The 19428-nt window shown below is 73.1% G+C and carries 18 protein-coding genes; 7 read left to right on the plus strand and 11 right to left on the minus strand.

From position 1 onward, the window contains the following. Positions 1-113: 113 nt before the first annotated feature. The 5 genes from ABT014_RS11395 to ABT014_RS11415 are packed head-to-tail and all read left to right on the plus strand — an operon-like array spanning position 114 to position 5894. The gene (locus ABT014_RS11395) at positions 114-1856 is read left to right on the plus strand and encodes an ABC transporter substrate-binding protein (RefSeq protein ID WP_350638464.1); all 1743 of its coding nucleotides are present in this window, start codon (positions 114-116) and stop codon (positions 1854-1856) included. A 15-nt stretch (positions 1857-1871) separates the two neighbouring features. Continuing rightward, entirely contained in the window at positions 1872-2921 is a 1050-nt protein-coding gene (locus tag ABT014_RS11400) for an ABC transporter permease (RefSeq protein WP_350638465.1), read from the plus strand. Further along, positions 2918-3907 carry an ABC transporter permease gene (locus tag ABT014_RS11405; protein ID WP_350638466.1) on the plus strand — a complete coding sequence of 330 codons (990 nt, stop codon included), beginning with the start codon at positions 2918-2920 and terminating at the stop codon, positions 3905-3907. The genes ABT014_RS11400 and ABT014_RS11405 overlap by 4 nt, the downstream gene beginning before the upstream one ends. Further along, on the plus strand, positions 3904-4920 hold the full coding sequence (locus ABT014_RS11410; protein WP_350638467.1) for an ABC transporter ATP-binding protein: 1017 nt from the start codon (positions 3904-3906) through the stop codon (positions 4918-4920). Before ABT014_RS11405 ends, ABT014_RS11410 begins: the two co-directional genes overlap by 4 nt. Further along, positions 4917-5894: an ABC transporter ATP-binding protein gene (locus ABT014_RS11415; RefSeq protein WP_350638468.1), complete on the plus strand. Its 978-nt coding sequence runs from the start codon at positions 4917-4919 to the stop codon at positions 5892-5894. The genes ABT014_RS11410 and ABT014_RS11415 overlap by 4 nt, the downstream gene beginning before the upstream one ends. A 129-nt stretch (positions 5895-6023) precedes the next feature. On the opposite strand, the gene ABT014_RS11420 is transcribed toward ABT014_RS11415, so the two are convergent. The 5 genes from ABT014_RS11420 to ABT014_RS11440 all read right to left on the minus strand — a co-directional run bounded on the left by ABT014_RS11420 (position 6024) and on the right by ABT014_RS11440 (position 10117). Next, positions 6024-6398, minus strand: a complete 375-nt coding sequence (locus ABT014_RS11420; RefSeq protein WP_350638469.1) for a roadblock/LC7 domain-containing protein — start codon at positions 6396-6398, stop codon at positions 6024-6026. Between the two features lie 92 nt (positions 6399-6490). After that, complete coding sequence (locus ABT014_RS11425; RefSeq protein WP_350638470.1) at positions 6491-6985, minus strand: roadblock/LC7 domain-containing protein; 495 nt, start codon at positions 6983-6985, stop codon at positions 6491-6493. A 40-nt stretch (positions 6986-7025) separates the two neighbouring features. Then, complete coding sequence (locus ABT014_RS11430; RefSeq protein ID WP_350638471.1) at positions 7026-7967, minus strand: transcriptional regulator; 942 nt, start codon at positions 7965-7967, stop codon at positions 7026-7028. Continuing rightward, positions 7967-8350 carry a hypothetical protein gene (locus tag ABT014_RS11435; protein ID WP_350638472.1) on the minus strand — a complete coding sequence of 128 codons (384 nt, stop codon included), beginning with the start codon at positions 8348-8350 and terminating at the stop codon, positions 7967-7969. Before ABT014_RS11435 ends, ABT014_RS11430 begins: the two co-directional genes overlap by 1 nt. Before the next feature lie 264 nt (positions 8351-8614). Next, positions 8615-10117, minus strand: coding sequence for an FAD-dependent monooxygenase (locus tag ABT014_RS11440; protein WP_350638473.1), 1503 nt, complete (start codon positions 10115-10117; stop codon positions 8615-8617). A 96-nt stretch (positions 10118-10213) separates the two neighbouring features. Between ABT014_RS11440 and ABT014_RS11445 the strand changes: the two genes are divergently transcribed. After that, the gene (locus ABT014_RS11445; protein WP_350638474.1) at positions 10214-10855 is read left to right on the plus strand and encodes a TetR/AcrR family transcriptional regulator; all 642 of its coding nucleotides are present in this window, start codon (positions 10214-10216) and stop codon (positions 10853-10855) included. 110 nt (positions 10856-10965) lie between these two features. On the opposite strand, the gene ABT014_RS11450 is transcribed toward ABT014_RS11445, so the two are convergent. Continuing rightward, the gene (locus ABT014_RS11450; protein ID WP_350638475.1) at positions 10966-13344 is read right to left on the minus strand and encodes an immune inhibitor A domain-containing protein; all 2379 of its coding nucleotides are present in this window, start codon (positions 13342-13344) and stop codon (positions 10966-10968) included. A 123-nt stretch (positions 13345-13467) separates the two neighbouring features. After that, complete coding sequence (locus ABT014_RS11455) at positions 13468-15564, minus strand: S9 family peptidase (protein ID WP_350638476.1); 2097 nt, start codon at positions 15562-15564, stop codon at positions 13468-13470. A 79-nt stretch (positions 15565-15643) separates the two neighbouring features. On the opposite strand from ABT014_RS11455, the gene ABT014_RS11460 reads away from it, so the two are divergent. Next, complete coding sequence (locus ABT014_RS11460) at positions 15644-16819, plus strand: aminotransferase class V-fold PLP-dependent enzyme (RefSeq protein ID WP_350638477.1); 1176 nt, start codon at positions 15644-15646, stop codon at positions 16817-16819. Positions 16820-16876: 57 nt separating this feature from the next. Here ABT014_RS11460 and ABT014_RS11465 read toward each other — a convergent pair whose 3' ends face one another. The 4 genes from ABT014_RS11465 to ABT014_RS11480 form a co-directional block, all read right to left on the minus strand. Beyond that, positions 16877-17206, minus strand: a complete 330-nt coding sequence (locus tag ABT014_RS11465; RefSeq protein WP_350638478.1) for an ArsR/SmtB family transcription factor — start codon at positions 17204-17206, stop codon at positions 16877-16879. 40 nt (positions 17207-17246) lie between these two features. Beyond that, on the minus strand, positions 17247-17621 hold the full coding sequence (locus tag ABT014_RS11470; protein WP_350638479.1) for a hypothetical protein: 375 nt from the start codon (positions 17619-17621) through the stop codon (positions 17247-17249). Between the two features lie 234 nt (positions 17622-17855). After that, positions 17856-18830: a hypothetical protein gene (locus tag ABT014_RS11475; protein WP_350638480.1), complete on the minus strand. Its 975-nt coding sequence runs from the start codon at positions 18828-18830 to the stop codon at positions 17856-17858. 106 nt (positions 18831-18936) lie between these two features. Beyond that, the gene (locus ABT014_RS11480) at positions 18937-19341 is read right to left on the minus strand and encodes a peptidase inhibitor family I36 protein (protein WP_350638481.1); all 405 of its coding nucleotides are present in this window, start codon (positions 19339-19341) and stop codon (positions 18937-18939) included. Positions 19342-19428 lie beyond the last annotated feature (87 nt).

Genomic DNA, 19428 nt, shown 5'->3' on the forward strand with positions numbered 1-19428 from the left:
TACGGGTCACATCCCGGAGGGGCTAGACCCCTGGTCGCCCCTCCGGAGTGGGCCCCGGATCAGCCCCGGGGCGGACTGGGCCTCAACACCGGCCCCCCATCTCGGAGTTCAACATGAACAGGCGCACGCACGTCGCCCTGGCGGCGACCATCGCAGCAACCCTCACCCTCGGTCTCGGGGCCTGCAGCAGCAACGGCAACGGCGACGGCGACGGCGCCGGGGACCACGCGGGGGTCACCACCGAGGGCAACGGCATCATCGGCGGCACGCCGGTCAAGGGCGGCACCCTCACCATCCTGTCCAACCAGGACTTCGACCAGCTCGACCCGGCCCGCAACTGGACCATGCCGGTGATGGACGTCGGCGTCCGGATGCTCTACCGCACCCTGACCACCTTCAAGGCGGCCCCCGGCGCCGAGGGCCTGAAGATCGAGCCGGACCTCGCCACCGACCTCGGCACCCCGAGCGACGGCGCCAAGACCTGGACCTTCCACCTGAAGGACGGCCTCAAGTACGAGGACGGCACCCCGATCGTCGCCGACGACATCAAGTACAACGTCGAGCGCTCCTTCTCGCCCGAGCTGCCGGGCGGCCCCGACTACGCGGTGCGCTACCTCGACGCGCCCGACGGCTACCAGGGCCCGCTCGGCGGCCAGCGCCTGGGCAAGCAGGCGATCGAGGTCCCGGACGCCAAGACCATCATCTTCCACCTCAAGCGCCCGGTCGCCGAGTTCGGCTACACGGTGACCCTGCCGACCTTCGCCCCGGTGCCCAAGGCCAAGGAGGCCGGCGCCAACTACAGCAACCACCCGGTCTCCTCCGGCCCGTACAAGATCGAGGAGTACGACCGCGGCAAGCGCATGGTGCTGGTCCGCAACACCAACTGGGACGAGAAGACCGACCCGGTGCGCAAGGCCTACCCGGACAAGATCGTGGTCGAGCAGACCCTCAAGGGCGCCGGCATCGCCGACCGGCTGATCGCCGACCAGGGCGACGACAAGAACGCCATCTCCTACGTCGACCTGGTCCCCGCGAAGGTCGGCGAGGTGCTCACCAACCCGGACCTGAAGAAGCGTCTGATCAGCGAGAACTCCGGCTGCACCGCGATGCTGGTGACCAACACCAGCAAGCCGCCCTTCGACAACCAGAAGCTGCGCCTGGCGCTGCAGTACGCGGTGGACAAGGAGGCGTACGCGACCGCGGTCGGCGGTCCGGCCTTCAACGACGTCGCCACCACCTTCCTGCCGCCGGTGCTGACGGCCGGCGCGCCGATCGACCACTTCATGATCAAGCCGGCCGGCGACCCGGACAAGGCCAAGCAGCTGATGGCCGAGGCCGGTTTCGCGGACGGCCTGAAGACCGAGCTGGTCACCTCCACCGGCGGCAAGCCGCAGGCCGAGGCGGTCCAGGCCGCGCTGAAGAAGGTCAACATCGACGTCACCGTCACCACCGTCGACCCGACCGCCGTCAACTCCATCGTCGGCGACAAGGACAAGCAGCCCGGCCTGTCGCTCACCGGCTGGTGCCCGGACTACCCGTCCGCCGCGACCTTCCTGCCGATGATCTTCGACGGCCGGTCCATCAAGGACAAGGGCAACAACGGCAACAACAGCCGGTTCAACGACCCGGAGACCATCGCGGAGCTGGACCGCATCGCCGGCCTCGACGACCTGCAGAAGGCCAACACCGCCTGGCTCGCCCTCGACGCCAAGATCATGGACAAGTCGCCCGCCGTCCCGATGACCTGGCAGAAGAAGCCGCTGCTGGTCGGCTCCAACATCGCCGGCGCCTTCGCGCACCCGGTCTGGTCCGGCCAGATCGACTACGCCGTCATCGGCCTGAAGTCCGTCAAGTAGTCAGGAGCCTGACCTGTGACCGCCCCGCTCCCCGAGGCAGCAGCCCAGGGAGCGGGGGCGGTGGTCAGCGCCGCCGACCCCGCCCCCGCGCCCGCCGCGCCGCCCGCTCCCGACCCCACCGGCCCCGCTGCCGGCCCCGCCGACGCCGCTGCCGGCCCCGCCGGCCCGCCCGCCTCGCCCTGGCGGCTCGCCTGGCACCGCCTGCGCCGCCAGCGCCCCGCCATGGCCGGCCTCGGCATCATCGCCTTCTTCGTGCTCGGCTCGCTGCTCGCCCCCGTGCTCACCGCGATCAGCGGCTACGGCCCGGCCGACACCGACAAGAAGGCCCTCGACCTCTACCTCGGCGGCCTGCCCAAGGGCGCCCTCGGCGGCGCCGGCACCCGGCACTGGCTCGGCGTCGAACCGGGCCTGGGCCACGACGTGTTCGCCCGGCTCCTGTACGGCGGCCAGATCAGCCTGCTGGTCGCGTTCAGCGCCGCCCTGGTCACCACCGTGATCGGCGTGCTGCTGGGCATCACCGCCGGCTACTTCGGCGGCCGCACCGACACCGTGATCAGCCGCTTCATGGACATCATGATGTCCTTCCCCAGCCTGATCTTCATGATCGCGCTGCTCTCGGTGGCCCGGAACGCCAACCGGATCCTGCTGCTGATCCTGGTGATGAGCGTCTTCGGCTGGCCGTACATCGCCCGGCTGATCCGCGGTCAGACCCTCTCGCTCAAGCACCGCGAGTACGTCGAGGCCGCCCGCGCCTGCGGCACCTCCAGCGCCCGGATCCTGTTCACCGAGATCCTGCCCAACCTCACCGGCACCATCATCGTGTACGTCACGCTGGCCATCCCCGGCCTGATCGGGGCCGAGGCCGCGCTCACCTACCTCGGCGTCGGGGTCCGCCCGCCGACGCCCTCCTGGGGGCAGATGATCTCGGACGCGGTGCCCTACTACAAGGTCGACCCGATGTTCTTCCTGCTGCCCAGCCTCTGCCTGTTCCTGGTCGTGCTGGCCTTCACCCTGCTTGGCGACGCGCTGCGCGACGCCCTCGACCCGAAGGGCAGCCGGGCATGATCGCCTTCCTGATCCGGCGGGTGGCCGGCATCCTGCTCACCCTGGTGGTGATCGCCGCCATCACCTTCGCCGTCTTCTACCTGCTCCCCAGCGACCCGGCCGCGCAGTTCTGCGGCAAGGACTGCTCGGCCGACCGGATCCTGCTGGTGCGCCAGCAGATGGGCCTGGACGACCCGGTCACCGTCCAGTTCGGCCGCTACCTGGTCGGCATCTTCGCCGGCCAGACCCTGGGCAGCGGCAGCTACGCCGTGCACTGCGGCTTCCCCTGCTTCGGCTACTCCTACCAGAGCGCCCAGCCGGTCTGGGACCTGATGATGGACCGCCTGCCGGCCAGCGCCTCGCTCGCCGTCGGGGCCGCCTTCCTCTGGCTGGTGATGGGCCTGGCGGCCGGCGTGGTCTCGGCCCTGCGCCGGGGCACCTGGCTCGACCGCACCCTGATGGTCGGCACCATCGGCATCGCCGCCATGCCGGTCTACTTCACCGCGATGGTCCTGCTCTACTTCGTGGTCGGCCAGCTGAACCTGATCCCCTACCCGCGCTACATCGCGTTCGGCGAGCACCCGTTCCAGTGGATCCAGAACCTGATCCTGCCCTGGATCACGCTGGCGCTGATGTCCGCCGCCATGTACGCCCGGATGACCCGCAACTCGGTGATCGAGACGATGGCCGAGCCGTTCGTCCGCACCGCCCGCGCCAAGGGCCTGCGCGAACGCCGGGTGGTGGCCAAGCACGGCCTGCGCCCGGCCCTCACCCCGGTGGCCACCATGCTCGGCATGGACCTCGGCGGCCTGCTGGCCGGCGCGCTGATCACCGAGTCGCTGTTCGGACTGCCGGGCGTCGGCAAGCTGTTCGCCGACTCGCTGAACAAGGCCGACCAGCCCGTGATCATGGGTGTCACGCTGCTGGCCTCCTTCTTCATCGTCACCTCCAACCTGATCGTGGACGTGGTCTACGCCTGGATCGACCCGAGGGCGAGGCTGTCGTGACCCTGCTCGAAGTCAAGGACCTCGCGGTGGAGTTCACCACCGCGGAAGGGGTCGTCCGGGCCGTCCGCGGCGTGGACTTCACCGTCGAGGCCGGCCGCACGCTCGGCATCGTCGGCGAGTCCGGCTCCGGGAAGTCGGTCACCTCGCTCGCCGTGATGGGCCTGCACCGCGGCGCCGCCGTCACCGGATCGGTGCGCTTCCAGGGCACCGAGCTGATCGGCGCCCCCGAGGAGACCGTCCGGCAGCTGCGCGGGCGGCGGATGGCGATGGTGTTCCAGGACGCCCTCACCTCGCTGCACCCCTACTTCACCATCGGCGACCAGATCGCCGAGGCCCACCGGGCGCACTTCGGCACCGGCCGCAGGGCCGCCCTGGCCCGCGCCGTCGAGGTGCTCGGCGACGTCGGCATCCCCGAACCGGCCCGCCGGGCCGGGGAGTACCCGCACCAGTTCTCCGGCGGCATGCGGCAGCGGGCGATGATCGCCCTGGCGCTCTCCTGCGAACCCGACCTGATCATCGCCGACGAGCCCACCACCGCCCTCGACGTCACCGTCCAGGCCCAGGTGCTGGAACTGCTGATGAAGATCCAGCAGGACCGCGGCCTCGGCATCATCATGATCACGCACGACCTCGGCGTGATCGCCCGGGTGGCCGACGAGGTGCTGGTGATGTACGGCGGCGCGGCCGCCGAACAGGCCCCCGCCGAAACGCTGTTCAGCACGCCGCGGCACCCCTACACGCAGGGCCTGCTGGACTCGCTGCCCCGGCTCGACGCCGCCGACGGCGACCCGCTGCACGCCATCCCCGGCAGCCCGCCCTCGCTCCTGTCGCCACCGGCCGGCTGCGCCTTCCACCCGCGCTGCGCGCGGTACGCCGCCGCCCCCGAGGAGGTCCGCGCGGTCTGCACCGACGGGCGACCGCCGCTGCGCCTGGTCGCCGAACAGCACCGCTCCGCCTGCCTGCTGGACCCGCCGTCCGCCGGCCGCACCACCCACCAGGAGGTGACCGCATGACGGCCCCGCTGCTCACCGTGCAGGACCTGGGGATGACCTTCCCCGGCGGCAACGGCACCTTCCGCCGGCGCGCGGGCATCCGGGCGGTCGACGGGGTGAGCTTCGACGTCCGGCCCGGCGAGACGCTCGGGCTGGTCGGCGAGTCCGGCTGCGGGAAGTCCACCACCGGACGGATGCTGGTCCGGCTGCTCGACCCGACGGCCGGCCGGGTCGGCTTCCACGGGCGGGACATCACCCGGATCGGCCAGCGGGAGCTGCGGCCGCTGCGCAGCAAGCTCCAGATCATCTTCCAGGACCCGTTCGCCTCGCTCAACCCGCGGCAGACCGTCCAGCAGATCGTCTCCGCGCCGCTGCGGGCCCAGGGCACCGAGCCGAAGCGGATCGCCGCCGAGGTCCGCGACCTGATCCGGCTGGTCGGGCTCGCCCCGGAGCACCTGGAGCGCTACCCGCACCAGTTCTCCGGCGGCCAGGCCCAGCGGATCGGCATCGCCCGCGCGCTGGCCACCCGCCCCGAACTGGTGGTGGCGGACGAGCCGGTCTCCGCCCTCGACGTCTCCATCCAGGCCCAGATCGTCGGCCTGATGGAGCGGTTGCAGCGGGAGCTGGGCGTCGCGTACGTCTTCATCGCGCACGACCTCGCCGTGGTGCGGCACATCAGCCACCGGGTGGCGGTGATGTACCTCGGCCGGATCGTCGAGATCGGCGACAAGCGCGAGGTGTACGAGCGCCCGGCGCACCCCTACACCAAGGCGCTGCTGTCCGCCGTGCCGCTGCCCGACCCGCTCGCCGAACGGCGGCGGGAGCGGATCGTGCTGCTCGGCGACCCGCCGAGCCCCGCCAACCCACCGAGCGGCTGCACCTTCCACCCCAGGTGCCCCAAGGCGCAGCAGATCTGCCGCACCGAGGCCCCGCTGCTGAGGATCACCTCCGCGGACTCCGCCCGGCAGGCGGCCTGCCACTTCCCGGAGGGCTGACCGCTCCCCGGGCCCAGACCCCCGGCCGGGCGTCGGCGGGGAACCGTAACAGCGGGCCGCGCCCGGCCGGGCTCCGCGCCGACCGCCGCCCCGGACACCCGTCCCGGGGCTGCGGTCGGCGTTCGCCGGTCAGACCTCCAGCTCGGCCTCGATCCGCTTCAGCTGGTGCCGGGCCATCGCCAGGTTGGCCCGGCCCTTGTCGAGCGCCAGGTACAGGAACAGGCCCTTGCCGGAACGGCCGGTGAGCGGCCGGATCAGGTGGTACTGGCTGCTGAGCGAGATCAGGATGTCCTCGATCGCCTCCTTGAGGCCGAGCAGCTCGATCGCCCGGACCTTGGCGCGGACCACGTCGGTATTGCCGGCCGCCGCCACGTTCAGGTCGAGATCGGGCGAGCCGCCGAGGATGCCCAGAGCCATACCGCTGTTGTAATCGACCAGAGCGACACCGATGGTGCCGTCGATCGAGTTCATGATGTCCTTGAGCGCGCTGTCGGTGTTGGCCATGGTGTCCTCTTTCATCCGGGTACGAAGGGTTGTCGGATCGTGCATCGGTGACGCGGTGACGCGGTAATTCGGTAACTCGGGCACTCGGGCAATCACATGGGGCGGTGGCCCGTGGTCGGCGGTCCGGCCGGTCGGTCGCGCTGGTCCTGGCGCTCCAGGGCGGCGTCCGCGATCGAGGAGATCCGGCCGCCGGCGCGGCGGGCCTCCAGGTGCAGCCGCCCGATGTTGGCCTCGGGGCCGGCCAGCAGGGTCAGCACCACGAAGGCGCCGGCCGCGTAGGTGGCCGTGTAGCCGAACTCGCCGCGGGTCAGCAGCTCGCGGAACCCGCCCTGGCCGGTCGCCTCCGCCAGCCGGGCGCCCACCCCGAGGGCGGCCGCCGTCAGCGCCGCGACCCCCGCCGGCTCCAGGTCGGTGGTGTCGTGCGCGACCACCAGACCGTCGGTGGTGGCGACCAGACTGCCGGTCAGGTGCGGCACCCGGGCCCGCAGGCCGCGCAACTCGGTGAGCACCTCCGGCTCGGACAGCAGCTCGGGATCGATCAGCACGGGGGGCCGGCGGCCGGTGAACTGTCGCAAGGTGCGCTTCATGACTCGGTCGGGCGGGCGGTAAGGACGGGCGGAACAACACTCACAGTCGGGCCTCCAGGCCGGCTCGGATCCTGAGCAGCAGGGCGACGTGCGGATCTGACGGATCGTGGAACAGGACGGGTGCGGTGGGATGCGGCCGGGACGGGAGCAGCACCTGAGGGGCAGCGGGGGACGGCTCCGGGGCGGCGCGCGGTGGCGGCACCGTCACCGGTGGGAACGACGGTGCCGGTGCGGGCTCGGGCACCGGTGCCGCCGACTCGATCAGACCGCCGGCCGCCAGGTGCCTGATGTCGAGCACGGTGCCGAAGGTCGAGCGGCCGAGCAGCCGGGCGATCTCGGCCGGGGTGCGCAGTCCGTCGGCGGCCTCCAGCACCGCCCGCCGCCGCCGGGTGCAGGCCCGCGGTACCGCGCCGGGCCGGCGCCGTACGGTCGCGGTGTCCAGCTGGGGGCAGGGCCAGACCCGGTCGAGCAGGGCCCGCCGCCGGCCGGCCGCGGCGCGCAGCTCGCGCACGCTCATCGGACGGGCCAGGGTGAACCGCGGTTCGACGGCAGCCGAGAAGTGGATCTCGCCCTCGGCCTGCCCGAGCGCGAAGAACGCCGCGTCCAGGACGGCGGTCAGGTGGCACAGGTGCAGCTCGCTGGCGCTCACCCGGCCGGAACCGACCAACTGCTCGGCCAGCGGCCGGCCGTCGGTCCGGTGGCCCTCCAGGTGTCCGGCCCACTCGGCGGGGGTGAGCCGCCCGCAGCCGGTGAGCAGCGACCCGACCCCGGGGGCGGACGGGCTCTCGGCGTGCACCACGGAGCCGTCGTGCAGGTACAGCGAGCCGTCGGTGCCGGTGATGACGCCGGTGGCGCGCTGCGCGGCCAGGTCGGTCAGCGCGGTCTCGAAGACGGTGGCCGGTGAGCAGCCGGAGCGGCGCCGGCGGGGCAGGCGCAGGACGGGTGCGTGCAGGGTCGGCACGCCGAGTGCGGCGGTGGTCATCAGTCGAGCACCAACTGTTCGGCGATGGCGGCGAGTCTGAGTCGGGCGAGGGCGAGGTTCGCCCGGTCCCGGTCGAGCCGCAGGTAGAGGATCAGGTTGCTGTCGAAGTCCGTTTCCAGGAAGCGGACCAGGTGGTAGGCGCCCGCCGAGCTGAGGATCAGGTCCTCGGCGGGAGCCGTCCCGGCGGCCGGGTCCGCGAAGGACGCGCTCTGGGTCACCGCTCTCGCCAGCTCGGTCGCGTCGGCGGCCCCGGCCTCGTGGTCACCGCCCGGACCTTCCCCGGCGGTGCCCAGCGCCAGCCCGCTGGTCCAGTCGACCAGGCTGACGCCGAGCGCGCCCGGCACGCCCATGGCCTCGTCAAGGCAGTCATCGATCCCCGGCACCGACACGCACCCCTCCTGCGGCGCCCATCGAGGGGCCCCGCGTGTGGCACCGCGCTCACTAGCGGTAACCTCGTCGGAGCGTAACGCTAACCCCCGTGGTTCGACCGTGGGTCGGAATCCGTCATATTCGTCGGGCATATGCCCGAATCTGTTAGGGTCACCACCCCTTCAGGGCAACGGAACTGACGGAGGATCGGCCGCGCGCCGCCCTGCGCGGGCCCGCCGGCAGTCCTGCGGGCCTCGCTGCCGGCCTTGGTACCGGTCTCACCGCCGGTCCAGGTACGCCCGGACGGCGGGCCCGGCCGCGGGGCCGGCCGGCACGGTCAGCGCCACGTGGTTGTCGGGCCGCACCAGCACCAGCGCGTCCCCGGTCACCCCGTAGGCGCGGCGCGCGTGCCCGCCGTGGTCGACCAGCGAGCCCGCGCCGGCCTCGACCGCCACCGCCCGGACGTGCGCCGGCAGGTCCGCCAGCGCCGAGCGGGCGGCCGGGCCGAAGCCGAGCAGGGTGTAGTGGCTGCCCGCGAAGGCCTCGAAGAGCCGCACCGGTTCGCCGTCCGGGCCGGTGCAGGGGGCGTCCGGTGCACGGTCGCCGGCGCGCAGCGGGCCGCCGAGCCGGTCCTCGGCCAGCGAGCTCCAGCGGTAGTCCAGGCCCAGCCCGGTGGTGTCGGTGAGCCGGCCGGCCTCCACCCCCACGCCCGGGGTGCGCACGCCTTCGATCACCGCCGCCATCCCCTCGCTGCTGACGCCCAGCGTCCAGGCCGCGATCGGCAGCCGCTCCTCCTGGTAGGTGTCCAGCAGTCCGGGCCCGGCCAGGCCGGTCAGCACGTGACCGAGCTTCCAGCCCAGGTTCCAGGCGTCCTGGATGCCGGTGTTCATGCCCAGCCCGCCCGCGATCGGGTGCACGTGCGCGCAGTCCCCGGCGAGCAGCACCCGGTCCACCCGGTAGCGGTCCACCATCCGGACGTTGACCCGCCAGGTGGACAGCCAGGTGGCCTCCGACAGCCGGATGTCGCTGCGCCCGGTGCGCAGCTCGACCAGCCGCTGGAAGCTCTCCAGCGAGGGCGGCAGCGGCACGCCGTCCGCGTCGAACTCCGGGGAGGCCTGGAGCTGCCAGCTGCGCTCGCCCGGGAACGGGCAGAGCATCAGCGCGCCCTCCGGGCCGAACCACTGGTGCCAGGCGTCCGGCTCCAGGCCCGCCACCTCGACGTCGCCGCACACCAGCGCGAACTCCGGGTCGCTGCTGCCCTCCAGCGGGATCCCGAGCCGCTTGCGCACCGTGCTGCGGCCGCCGTCGCAGGCCACCAGGTAGTCGCCGGTGACCGCCCGGCCGTCGGCCAGCAGCACCCGCACCGCGTCCGGGCCCTGCTCGAACCGCTCGACCCGGCTGTCGAGTTCGACCCGCCCGCCGAGCTCGCCGAGCAGCTCGCGCAGCGCCCTCTCGACCCGCCACTGCGGCAGGAACAGGCCGGCCTCGTACGGGGCGGCGGGGGTCGGCCGGACGCCCGCGTAGGGGTCGGTGTCCTCGACGAACTCGCCGGCGAAGTACTTGCGGAACGGCAGCCGGGACCGGCCGTGCGGGGTCAGCCGGTCGAGGATCCCCAGGTCGGCCAGCACCTCCAGGCTGCGCGGGTTGAGCGTCTTGCCGCGCGAGCCGGAGGCGTACTCCGTCGCCTGCTCCAGCACCCGCACCTGGACGCCCTGGCGGGCCAGGCTGCAGGCCAGTGTCAGTCCGGTCGGTCCGGCCCCCACGATCACCACGGTCGGCATCTGCTTCTCCCTCTGCTCGGTCGGCTCCCTCCAGGGAATCGCAACCGAGGCAGAAATACAACCGAGTCACAAAAGTATCCGGGTTATGATTGAGCTATGACCGATGAGCCCGAGGGACTACGAGCCCTGAAGAAGCAGCGCACCCGGCAGGCGATCGCCGACACCGCGATCGGGCTGTTCCTTGCGCACGGGTTCGACCGGGTGTCGGTGGCCGAGGTCGCCGCCGCCGCCGAGGTCTCCAAGCCGACGCTGTTCCGCTACTTCGCCACCAAGGAGGAGCTGGTCCTGCACCGGATCGCCGACCACCTGGGCGAGGCGGCCCGGGTGGTGCGCGAGCGCCCCGCCCCGCTCACCCCGCTGGCCGCGCTGGAGCGCCACCAGCTGGAGCGGCTGGCCGCGCACGACCCGAACACCGGGCTGAACGACGAGTCCGAGGTGCTCGCCTTCATGCGGCTGATCTACGACACCCCGAGCCTGTCCTCGCACCTGCTGGACTACATCGCGCGCGACACCGACGACCTGGCGGCCGCGCTCGCCGAGGCGCTGCCCGGCGCGGGCGGGCTGGCGCCGCAGCTGGTGGCGGTGCAGTTCATCGGCGTGCGGCAGGAGCTGGCCCGGCTCAACTGGCAGCGGCTGGACGGCGGCACCCCGATCGGGGAGGCCCACCGGCTGGCCACGGCCGAGTTCGCCGAGGCCGTCGCCCTGCTGCGCGGCGGCGCGGGCGGCCGCGGGTTCTGACCGGGCCGCGGCGGGCCGGTGCCCGTTCCCCGGTGGTGGCCGGACAGGCCGGAAGGGGCGCCGGGGATCCCCGGCGCCCCTCCTCGGGGTAGCGTCGCCCTGCGCCTCGATCAGGCGGCCGGGCCGACCTTGATGGTGGTCAGCTTGCCGCCCTGGGTCTCCCGGACGACCTCGATCTTCGTGTTGGTGTTCGGCACCTTCACGCCCAGCTGCGGTGCGGCCGGGTTGTAGTAGTCACCGGTGCGGTCGTTGAAGGCCGGCACGGCGGGCTTCGCCGGGAACTTGGTCACCGCGCTGACGTTGTGCAGCTGGAACGCCGTGGTGGGCTGCAGCGAGAACGGCGCGTCGTAGCTCTGCATCCGGCCGTTGACCGCGGTGCCGCCGTTGAAGTAGTTCACCTCGGGGTGCGCGTCCACCGGCAGGATCAGGCCGCCGCCGAGGTGGTCCTTGGTGTTGTTGTCCTCGTAGGCGGTGTCCCACAGCCACACCAGGACGCCCTCCTGGTACGGGTAGGTGTCGATGATGTTGGCCTTGCCCCAGATGCCGGAGTACCCGAAGTTGTAGGGCCCGGTCTTCAGGTAGGTGCCGTAGCCGACGTAGCGGCGGTTCTCGACCAGGTAGGCGCGCGGGTGGTCCTTGACGGCGTCCTTGCCCTTGATGACCGAGAAGCCGGTCAGTGCCCAGTCCTGGCCGCCGGTCTCGGCGCCGTCCTCGACGATCCGCACGCCGTCGGCGGTCACCTTGACCGCGTCGATCAGTGCGCCGCGGCCGTGCGTGTTGCCGTCCGAGGTGACGTGGAAGCGGACCTGCACCTGGCGGCCCAGGTAGGCGTCCAGCGGGATGTGCAGCTGCGTCCAGGCGTTGGAGGTGCCGGTCAGGCCGGGGGTGAGCGCGGTGGTGTCGCCGATCGGCGCCCCGTTCACCGTGCCGTGCAGCGCCGTCCAGCTGCGGCCGCCGTCGGTGGAGGCCTCGACCGAGAGGAAGTCGTAGTCCTGCTCGATGTCGTACCAGGCCGAGGCGTCCAGCGCGGCGGAGGTCGAGCGGCCGCGCAGGTCCAGGGTGCGGGTCAGCGAGGCGTCCATGTTGTCGCCGGTGTCGCTCCACCACTGGGCCGCGCCCTCGGCGGGCACCGCCAGCGAGGTGGTGGTCTGCGACGGGGGCAGGTGCACCAGCACGGCCTGGGCCTGGTCGGTGTTGTAGCCGCTGACCCCGAGCGCGTGGCTGGAACGGGTGGCGGCCTGCGCCTCGTCGTAGTTGAGCCAGCCGAGTTGCAGCTTGCTCCAGGCGTCCAGGTCGCCGGGGAACTCGCCGGTGGTGTTCTTGCCCTTGCCCAGGTAGGACGCGGAGGACATCAGCGACCAGAAGTTGACCGCGTTGTCGCCGCCGTTGGTCGGGTAGAGGTCCGGCAGGCCGAGGTTGTGGCCGTACTCGTGCGAGAAGAGGCCGACGCCGCTGTTCTCGCCCGCCTGGACGTAGTCGTAGACGTACAGGCCGGTGTCGCCGACCGGTGCGCCGCCGATCCGGTTGCCGTCCGGGCCGCTCTGGCCGGTCGGGTCCGGGAGGTCCCAACTGCGGTGCGCCCACAGTGCGTCGGCGCCCTGGGCGCCGCCGCCCCAGGTCTCGTCGACGCCGGCGTGCACCACGATCACGTTGTCCAGGTAGCCGTCCGGCTCGTTGAAGTCGCCGTCCTTGTCGTGGTCGTAGCGGTCCTGCACGTCGTACTGGGCCAGCTCGGCCTTCACGTCGGCGGGGGTGCGGCCCTTGGCGATCTCGCCGTCGAACCACGCCTTGGTCGCGTCCCGGACGAACTCCTGCGCCTGGGTCCAGGCGCCGCTGCCCTGCGGGCCCTTGTTGCTGCCGTAGCGGGCCTCGTTGTACGGGACGGTCACCCAGTCGCTGACGGTGCCCTCGATGTCGTACCGGCCCGAGGACTGGGTGCGGTAGAAGTTGCGCATCGAGTTGGCGCCGGGGGAGTCGTCGAAGAACATCTGCTGGTAGAACGCGCGGCTGAAGTCGTTCTTCCAGAAGGTGTGGGTGTCGTCCTTGCCCGGCTGCGGGATGGTGTTGTGCTGCGGCCCGGGGGTGCCGCCGTAGCGCGGCTGGCCGTTGTAGAGCGTCGAGTTGTCGACCTCGTCGCCGAACTGGGCGAGGATCACGAAGACCTTGTCCTTGCGCTGCTGCGCGAGCTGGACGTAGTCGTTGCCGATCTTCACCTTGGCCGGGGTGGTGCCGGCCGCGGTCTTCGCCACGGCGCCGCTGTTGACCTGCTCCAGGGCGAGGCCGCGCAGTGCCTGGCGCTTGCGCTCCTGGGGCGAGAGCTCCTGCTGCGGGCCCTCCTGTCCGTCGGCGGCGGGCGCGCCGACGGCGGCCTGCTGGCCGGTGACGCTCACGGGTACGGCGGGGCGGGCGTAGGCGGGGGTCCCCAGCATGGTGGCCGCTATCGCACCGGTGCTGAGTGCGGCCGCGAGGGCCGCAGAGATTCTGCGCAACTGACCGGTCCTTTCCGGACGGGGGTGGTCGGGTGAGCGGGCGTAATATTTCACATGTCATCGGTCACATGGAAGACCTCGGGCGCTCGTCACCCGCGGTGCCCGGGCCCTGACGGTGGGCCCTCAGCCGAGCGCGCCGCGCAGGAAGTCGAGTTCCAGGGCCGCGAGTTGCTCCATCACCCCGCCCGCCGTCAGGTGGCTGACCCCGGGCAGGGCGAGCAGGCTGTGCGGGCGCCCGGCCCGGGTGAGCGCCTCGGAGAGCAGCAGGGTGTGCGCGGGGTGCACGTTGTCGTCCGCCAGGCCGTGGATCAGCAGCAGCGGGCGGCGCAGCGCGGGAGCGTCCTCGATCAGGCAGTCGGCCCGGTAGCCCTCCGGGTTGTCCTGCGGCAGGCCCAGGTAGCGCTCGGTGTAGGCGGTGTCGTAGAGCCGGAAGTCGGTGGGCGGGGCGCCGGCGCTCGCGGCGTGGAACACGTCCGGCCGGCGCAGCACGGCGAGCGCGGCCAGGTAGCCGCCGTACGACCAGCCGCGCACGCCGACCCGTTCGAGGTCGAGGTCCGGGTGGTCCGGGGCGAGCGCCCGCAACGCGGCGACCTGGTCCTCGATCGCTACCTGGGAGAACCGCCGGAAGATCGCCCGGGTGAAGGCGGGGGAGACGAACGGCGTGCCGCGGTTGTCGGTGGTGACCACCGCGAAGCCCTGGTCGGCCCACCACTGGCGGACCTGCCAGCGCCGGGGCTCGCTGGCCACCGCCTGCGCGCCCGGGCCGCCGTAGACGTCCAGCAGGACCGGCAGTCGCTCTCCGGCGACGTGGCCGCGCGGGTACACCACGGCGGTGGGCAGGCCGAGTTCGGTGACCCGGGCGAGCTGCGGACGGACCCGGTACGGCAGCGGCTCGGCGTGGTCGGCGAGCGGGATCCGCTCGCCCCGGAAGTGCACCGTGCGGTGGATGCCGTCCGGGGTGGCCGAGGTGAGCAGCAGCGTGCCGCCGGCGGCGGTGGCCGAGTGCACGCCGGCGCCCTCGGTGAGCCGCTCCGGCACGCCGCCGTCCGGGTCGAGCAGGTAGACGTGCTGGTCGGCGGGTTGGTCCTCGTTGGCCTCGATCAGCAGCCGGCCGTCGAGGCGGCCCACCACCCGGCGGACCTGGAGCCGCTCGTCGCTGAGGATCCGGCCGTCCAGGGCGAGCCCGCGGGCCCCGCCGTCCGGGGTGTCGGCGGCGGTCAGCATCCGTCCGTCGGCCAGCCGGGCGGGCGTGCCCGGCACCTCGTCCACCCAGAACTCGTCGGTGGTGCGGGAGAGTTCGCGGGTCTCGCCGGTGGCGGGGTCGGCGCTGAGCAGCAGCACGCACTGCTGGAGCCGGTCGGCCACGGTGAGCAGGATCTCGCCGTTGCCCTCCCAGCCGGCCGCGGTCAGGTACGGGTGCGCGGCGGTGTCCCAGCGCAGCCGTACCCGGTGGCCGTCGAGCGCCAGCACCCAGAGCTGGACGTCCGCGTTGGGGCCGCCGGCCTGCGGGTACGCGAAGGTGTCGGGGGCCTGCTCGGGGTGCGCCGGGTCGGCGAAGTGCCGTAGCGGCAGGGCGGATTCGTCGACCCGGGTGGCCAGCACCGCGCGGCCGTCCGGCGACCACCAGTGCCCGCGGTGGCGGCCGAGCTCCTCGGCGGCGGCGAACTCGGCGGTGCCCCAGAGCGCGCCGTCCGGCGGGCTGAGCGGGGCGAGCGGACCGCCGGGGTGCAGCGCGGGCGCCGGGGTGAGGTGCAGGGCGCCGCCGGTGAGGTAGGCCACCCGCTGCCCGGTGGCGTCCGGCCGGGGGTCGAACGCCGGTCCCGCGGTGGGCAGTTCGGTGGTCACGGCGGTGTCGGTGACGGTCCGGTGCAGCCGGCCGTCCAGGGTGAAGACCGCGACCGCGAGGTCGGCGGTGGCGGCGAAGGAGCCGATGCCCGGGGCCCACAGGCGGGTCCGCTCGCGCAGCCGGCGCTCGGCCACGGGCAGGTCGGCCGGGTCGCCGGTGCGCTGCGGGGCGATCGCGACCGGGTCGGCGACCAGCCGCTCGGTCCGGGTGGTCAGGTCGAGCAGCCAGAGCCGCTCGACCGGGTCCAGGGGGCCGGTGGAGCGCAGGAACAGCACCCGGGTGCCGTCCTCGGACAGGGTGGCGGCGCGCGGCGAGCCGAAACCGAAACGGCCGGTGCGGGCGCTGAGCGAGAGGAAGGGGTCGGTGTGGGTCACGGGCACAGATGCTTGCCCCGGGCGTGGTCCCTCGGCTAGAACTATGCAGTGTGAAATGTCACACATCAGACGATGCCCGATGAGCGCGCCGGCCGGCGGCCTCCCCGAACCGGTGCCGGGCGCCCGCGGGCTGTTCACCCTCGACCCCGCGGTGGCCCACCTCAACCACGGCTCGTACGGGGCGGTCCCGGCACCGGTGCAGCGGATCCAGGCCCGGCTGCGGGCCGAGCAGGAGCAGGACCCCGACGGATTCTTCGCCGACCTGCCGGACCGGATCGCCCGCGCCCGGGCCCGGGTCGCCGCCGCGCTCGGCGCCGAACCGGACCGGCTCGCCCTGCTCACCAACGTCACCGAGGGCATGGCGGTGGTGCTGGACTCCGTCCCGCTCGCCGAGGGGGACGAGATCCTGGTGACCGACCACGGCTACGGCGTGGTCACCGAGGCGGCCCGCCGCCGCGCCGCCGAGACCGGTGCCCGGGTGCGCACGGTACGGCTGTCGCTGCACACCCCGGACGAGGCGGCGGTCCGGGCGCAGGTGCTCGCCGCGGTGGGCGCGCGCACCCGGATCGCCGTACTGGACCTGGTCACCTCGCCGACCGCGCGCGAGATCGCCGGGGCACCGCTGCTGGCCGAACTGGCCGCGCGCGGGGTGGTCACGGTGGTGGACGCCGCCCACGCACCGGGCATGCTGCCGGTGCGCCTGGGCAACGGCGCCGGCGGCGCGGACTTCTGGCTCGGCAACCTCCACAAATGGGCCTTCGCCCCCAGGGCCACCGCCGTGCTCGCGGTGGGCGGCTCCTGGCGGCCGCGGATCCGGCCGCTGACCCTGTCCTGGGAGCACGACCGGGGCTTCCCCGGCCGGGTGGAGTGGCGCGGCACCGCCGACTACACGCCGTGGCTGGCCGCCCCGGCCGGGTTCACCCTGCTGGAACAGCTCGGCGCGGAGCGGGTCCGCGCCCACAACGAGGCACTGGTCGGGTACGGCGCCCGGCAGCTGGCGGACCGGGCGGGGCTGCGGCCGCTGGCCGTGATGCCGGGGGTGGCGATGCGGGCCCTGCGGCTGCCGCCCGGCGTGGCCGAGAGCGACCACGCCGCGAAGGCGCTGATGGTGGCGGTGGCCCGGCGGTTGCAGGCCCGGGTGGCGGTCCGGCCCTGGCCGGGCGGCGGGGTGCTGCGGATCAGTGCCCAGCTCTACAACCGGCCCGAGGAGTACCGGGAGCTGGGCTGCGGCCTGCGCGACCTGCTCGGCCGGTGACGCCCGGGGGCGGTCGGGCACCGACGAGGCGGGGATGCTGGGAGCGCCGGGCCCCGGTCAGTCGGCCGCCCGCAGCTCGGCCAGCAGCATCCCCTGGTCGGCCAGCAGCTCGGTGAGGATCCGCCGCGCCGCCCGGAGCAGGTCGGCGACATCGGCGCCGGCCAGCGCGTACACCACGGTCGACCCCTCCCGGGTGGCGGTCACCAGTCCGGACCGGCGCAGCTGCGCCAGCTGCTGGGAGAGGCTGGACGGCTCGATCTCCAGCTCGGCGAGCAGCTCGCGGACCGGTGTCGGCCCGGCCTGCAGGAGCTCCAGCACCCGGATCCGGATCGGGTGGCCGAGCATCCGGAACAGCTCGGCCTTGGCCTGGTGCAGCGGCACCGGCATCCGGGCCTCCCCTCTCCGATGCCCGTCGGGTGGCTGCCGTTCAGACCTCGAGCGAGGCTTCGATCCGCTTCAGCTGGTGCCGGGCCATCGCGAGGTTGGCGCGGCTGCGGCTGAGCGCCAGGTAGAGGAACAGGCCCCGGCCGGACTGCACGGTGAGCGGGCGGATCAGGTGGTACTGGCTGCTCAGGGTGATCAGCATGTCCTCGATCTCGTTGTCGTGCAGGTTGAGCATCTCCATCGTGCGCATCTTGGCCCGGACCACGTCCGTGTTGCCGGCCGCGGCCACGTTGAGGTCGAGCTCGGTGTTGTCGCCGAGGGTGCCGAGTGCCATGCCGCTGCCGTAGTCGACCAGGGCGATGCCGATGGCGCCCTCGATGGTCATGGCATCCTTGAGCGCGGTCTCCAGAGTCGCCATCGCGAATCCTCCTGCCGGTGAATCCCGCGCCGCGGTGGCGGGGTGAGTGGTCCGACTGTAGGAAGCGGGGGGTCCGGCCCGGCGGGATGATCGGAACTGACCGGAGCTGCCCGTTCCGTGGTCACCTAGCGGTGATATCCGGCCGTATGAAGACTTTTGAAACTCCGGATCTGATTGAGACCGGACCGACGACCGGAGCGACGGGCGGACCGGCCGCCGGCTCCGGGCTCCGCCTCATCCCTGCGCCACCAGCCCGGCCGCCAGCTTCAGCGACTCCTCCTCCCCGCGCCGGGCGGCCTGCAGCAGCTCGGCGTTGCGGTCCATCAGGTTCCGCTGGTACGCCGACTCGACCGCGTACCAGATGCCCACCAGGTTGGTCCGGCGCTTGCACCCGACGTCCGCCACGGCCGCCGCGATCCCGGCCGGCCCGGCGAACTGGTCCGGCGCCAGGCCCAGTTCGGCTTGCGGGCTGACCGGGTTGCGGGCGTGATAGCCCTGCTCGGCCATGCAGGCGCTCCACTGCTCGGTGGCCTTGACCACCCGGCTGTCCTGCCGCGACCGGTCGTAGGCGTCGGCGTCCAGCTCCTGCACCTTCATCGGGTCGCCGGCGGCCGCCGTCGGGGCCCACAGCCGCAGGTACGCCTCCCGGCGGCAGCCGCCGATCGGCACCTTCAGCCCGTTCACCTCGCCGTCCCCGGCGCCCGACCGTTCGGCCTCCTGCTGGTTCTTGGGCATCGTCCTGGCGTCCACCCGCCCGGTGCCGCCCAGCACCAGCGACGCGGCCGGCTCCAGCGAGGGCATCGGCGGCTTCTGCGGCCGGTCCTCCTCGTGCGTGCTGTACCCCGAGGCGGCCGCCGCCTGCGGGTCGTAGAGGCCGTAGCGCCGGGCGTTCTCCCCTTCGCCGGACGGGCTCTGCGGGAGTTCGGGCACCAGGAAGGCGAAGCCGTACCGGTGCATGCACTGGTCGGTGAGGATCCGTTGGGCGCGGTCCAGCCGGTTCAGCTGCTCGGCGTCCGGGATGTAGTCCTGGAGCGGCAACCGCAGCGTGGCGGCGTTCGGCGGCGTCGGCACGGCCGCCACCGCGGGCTCACCGCCGTCGCCACCGCTCCCGCACCCCGCCAGCAGCAGGGCGGCCGCGGTGGCGAGCAGCGCGGGGAAGACGGGGAGGGCGGGCAGGGCGGCGCGGCTGGTCTGCGGCCGGCTCGGCACATCGGGCTCCGGGGGTCGGTGGTGGTCGGGCTCGCCGGACAGGGGCCGGCGCGGCGGAACGCGAGTGCCGCCCGGCACCCGGCCGGGCGGCACCGCGAGCGGCGGATCAGCCGGTGTAGTACGCGGAGGAGACCTGGTGCCGGAAGGTGCTGGAGGCGTCCGAGATCACGCCGGGATTGACCCAGCCGTGCCGCCCGCCGCGGTTCGCGTCGGTGTAGACGTGCCAGGTGAAGCTGTCGTTGTTCCAGTACGACTCGTTGCGGTCGTTCGGGTTCCCGCCGTACAGCGGCCAGCTGAGGTAGCCCAGGTTGTCCTTGGACGTGTAGAGGTCGAGCACCATGGCCGTCGTACCCGGGCCGCTGTACAGCGAGAACTCACCGTTGTCCGTATAGCCGTTCAGCTCGGCGGCCCCGGCCGTGGCGCTGCCGGTCAGGCCGAGCACGGCGACGGCGGCGGTGGCGATCAGGGCGGAGATCAGGCGGTGCGGGAGCCGGTGGCGGTTGGCCAGCATGCGGCTTGCCTCTCTGGGAGTGGTCGCGGGGGCGGCGGTGGGAGTCCTGTGCCTGGAACCTCGTACCGGGACAGTGGACCAGCCCTG

Origin of the sequence: Kitasatospora sp. NPDC094015 (genome assembly GCF_040304075.1) — a bacterium.
GTDB lineage: Bacteria > Actinomycetota > Actinomycetes > Streptomycetales > Streptomycetaceae > Kitasatospora.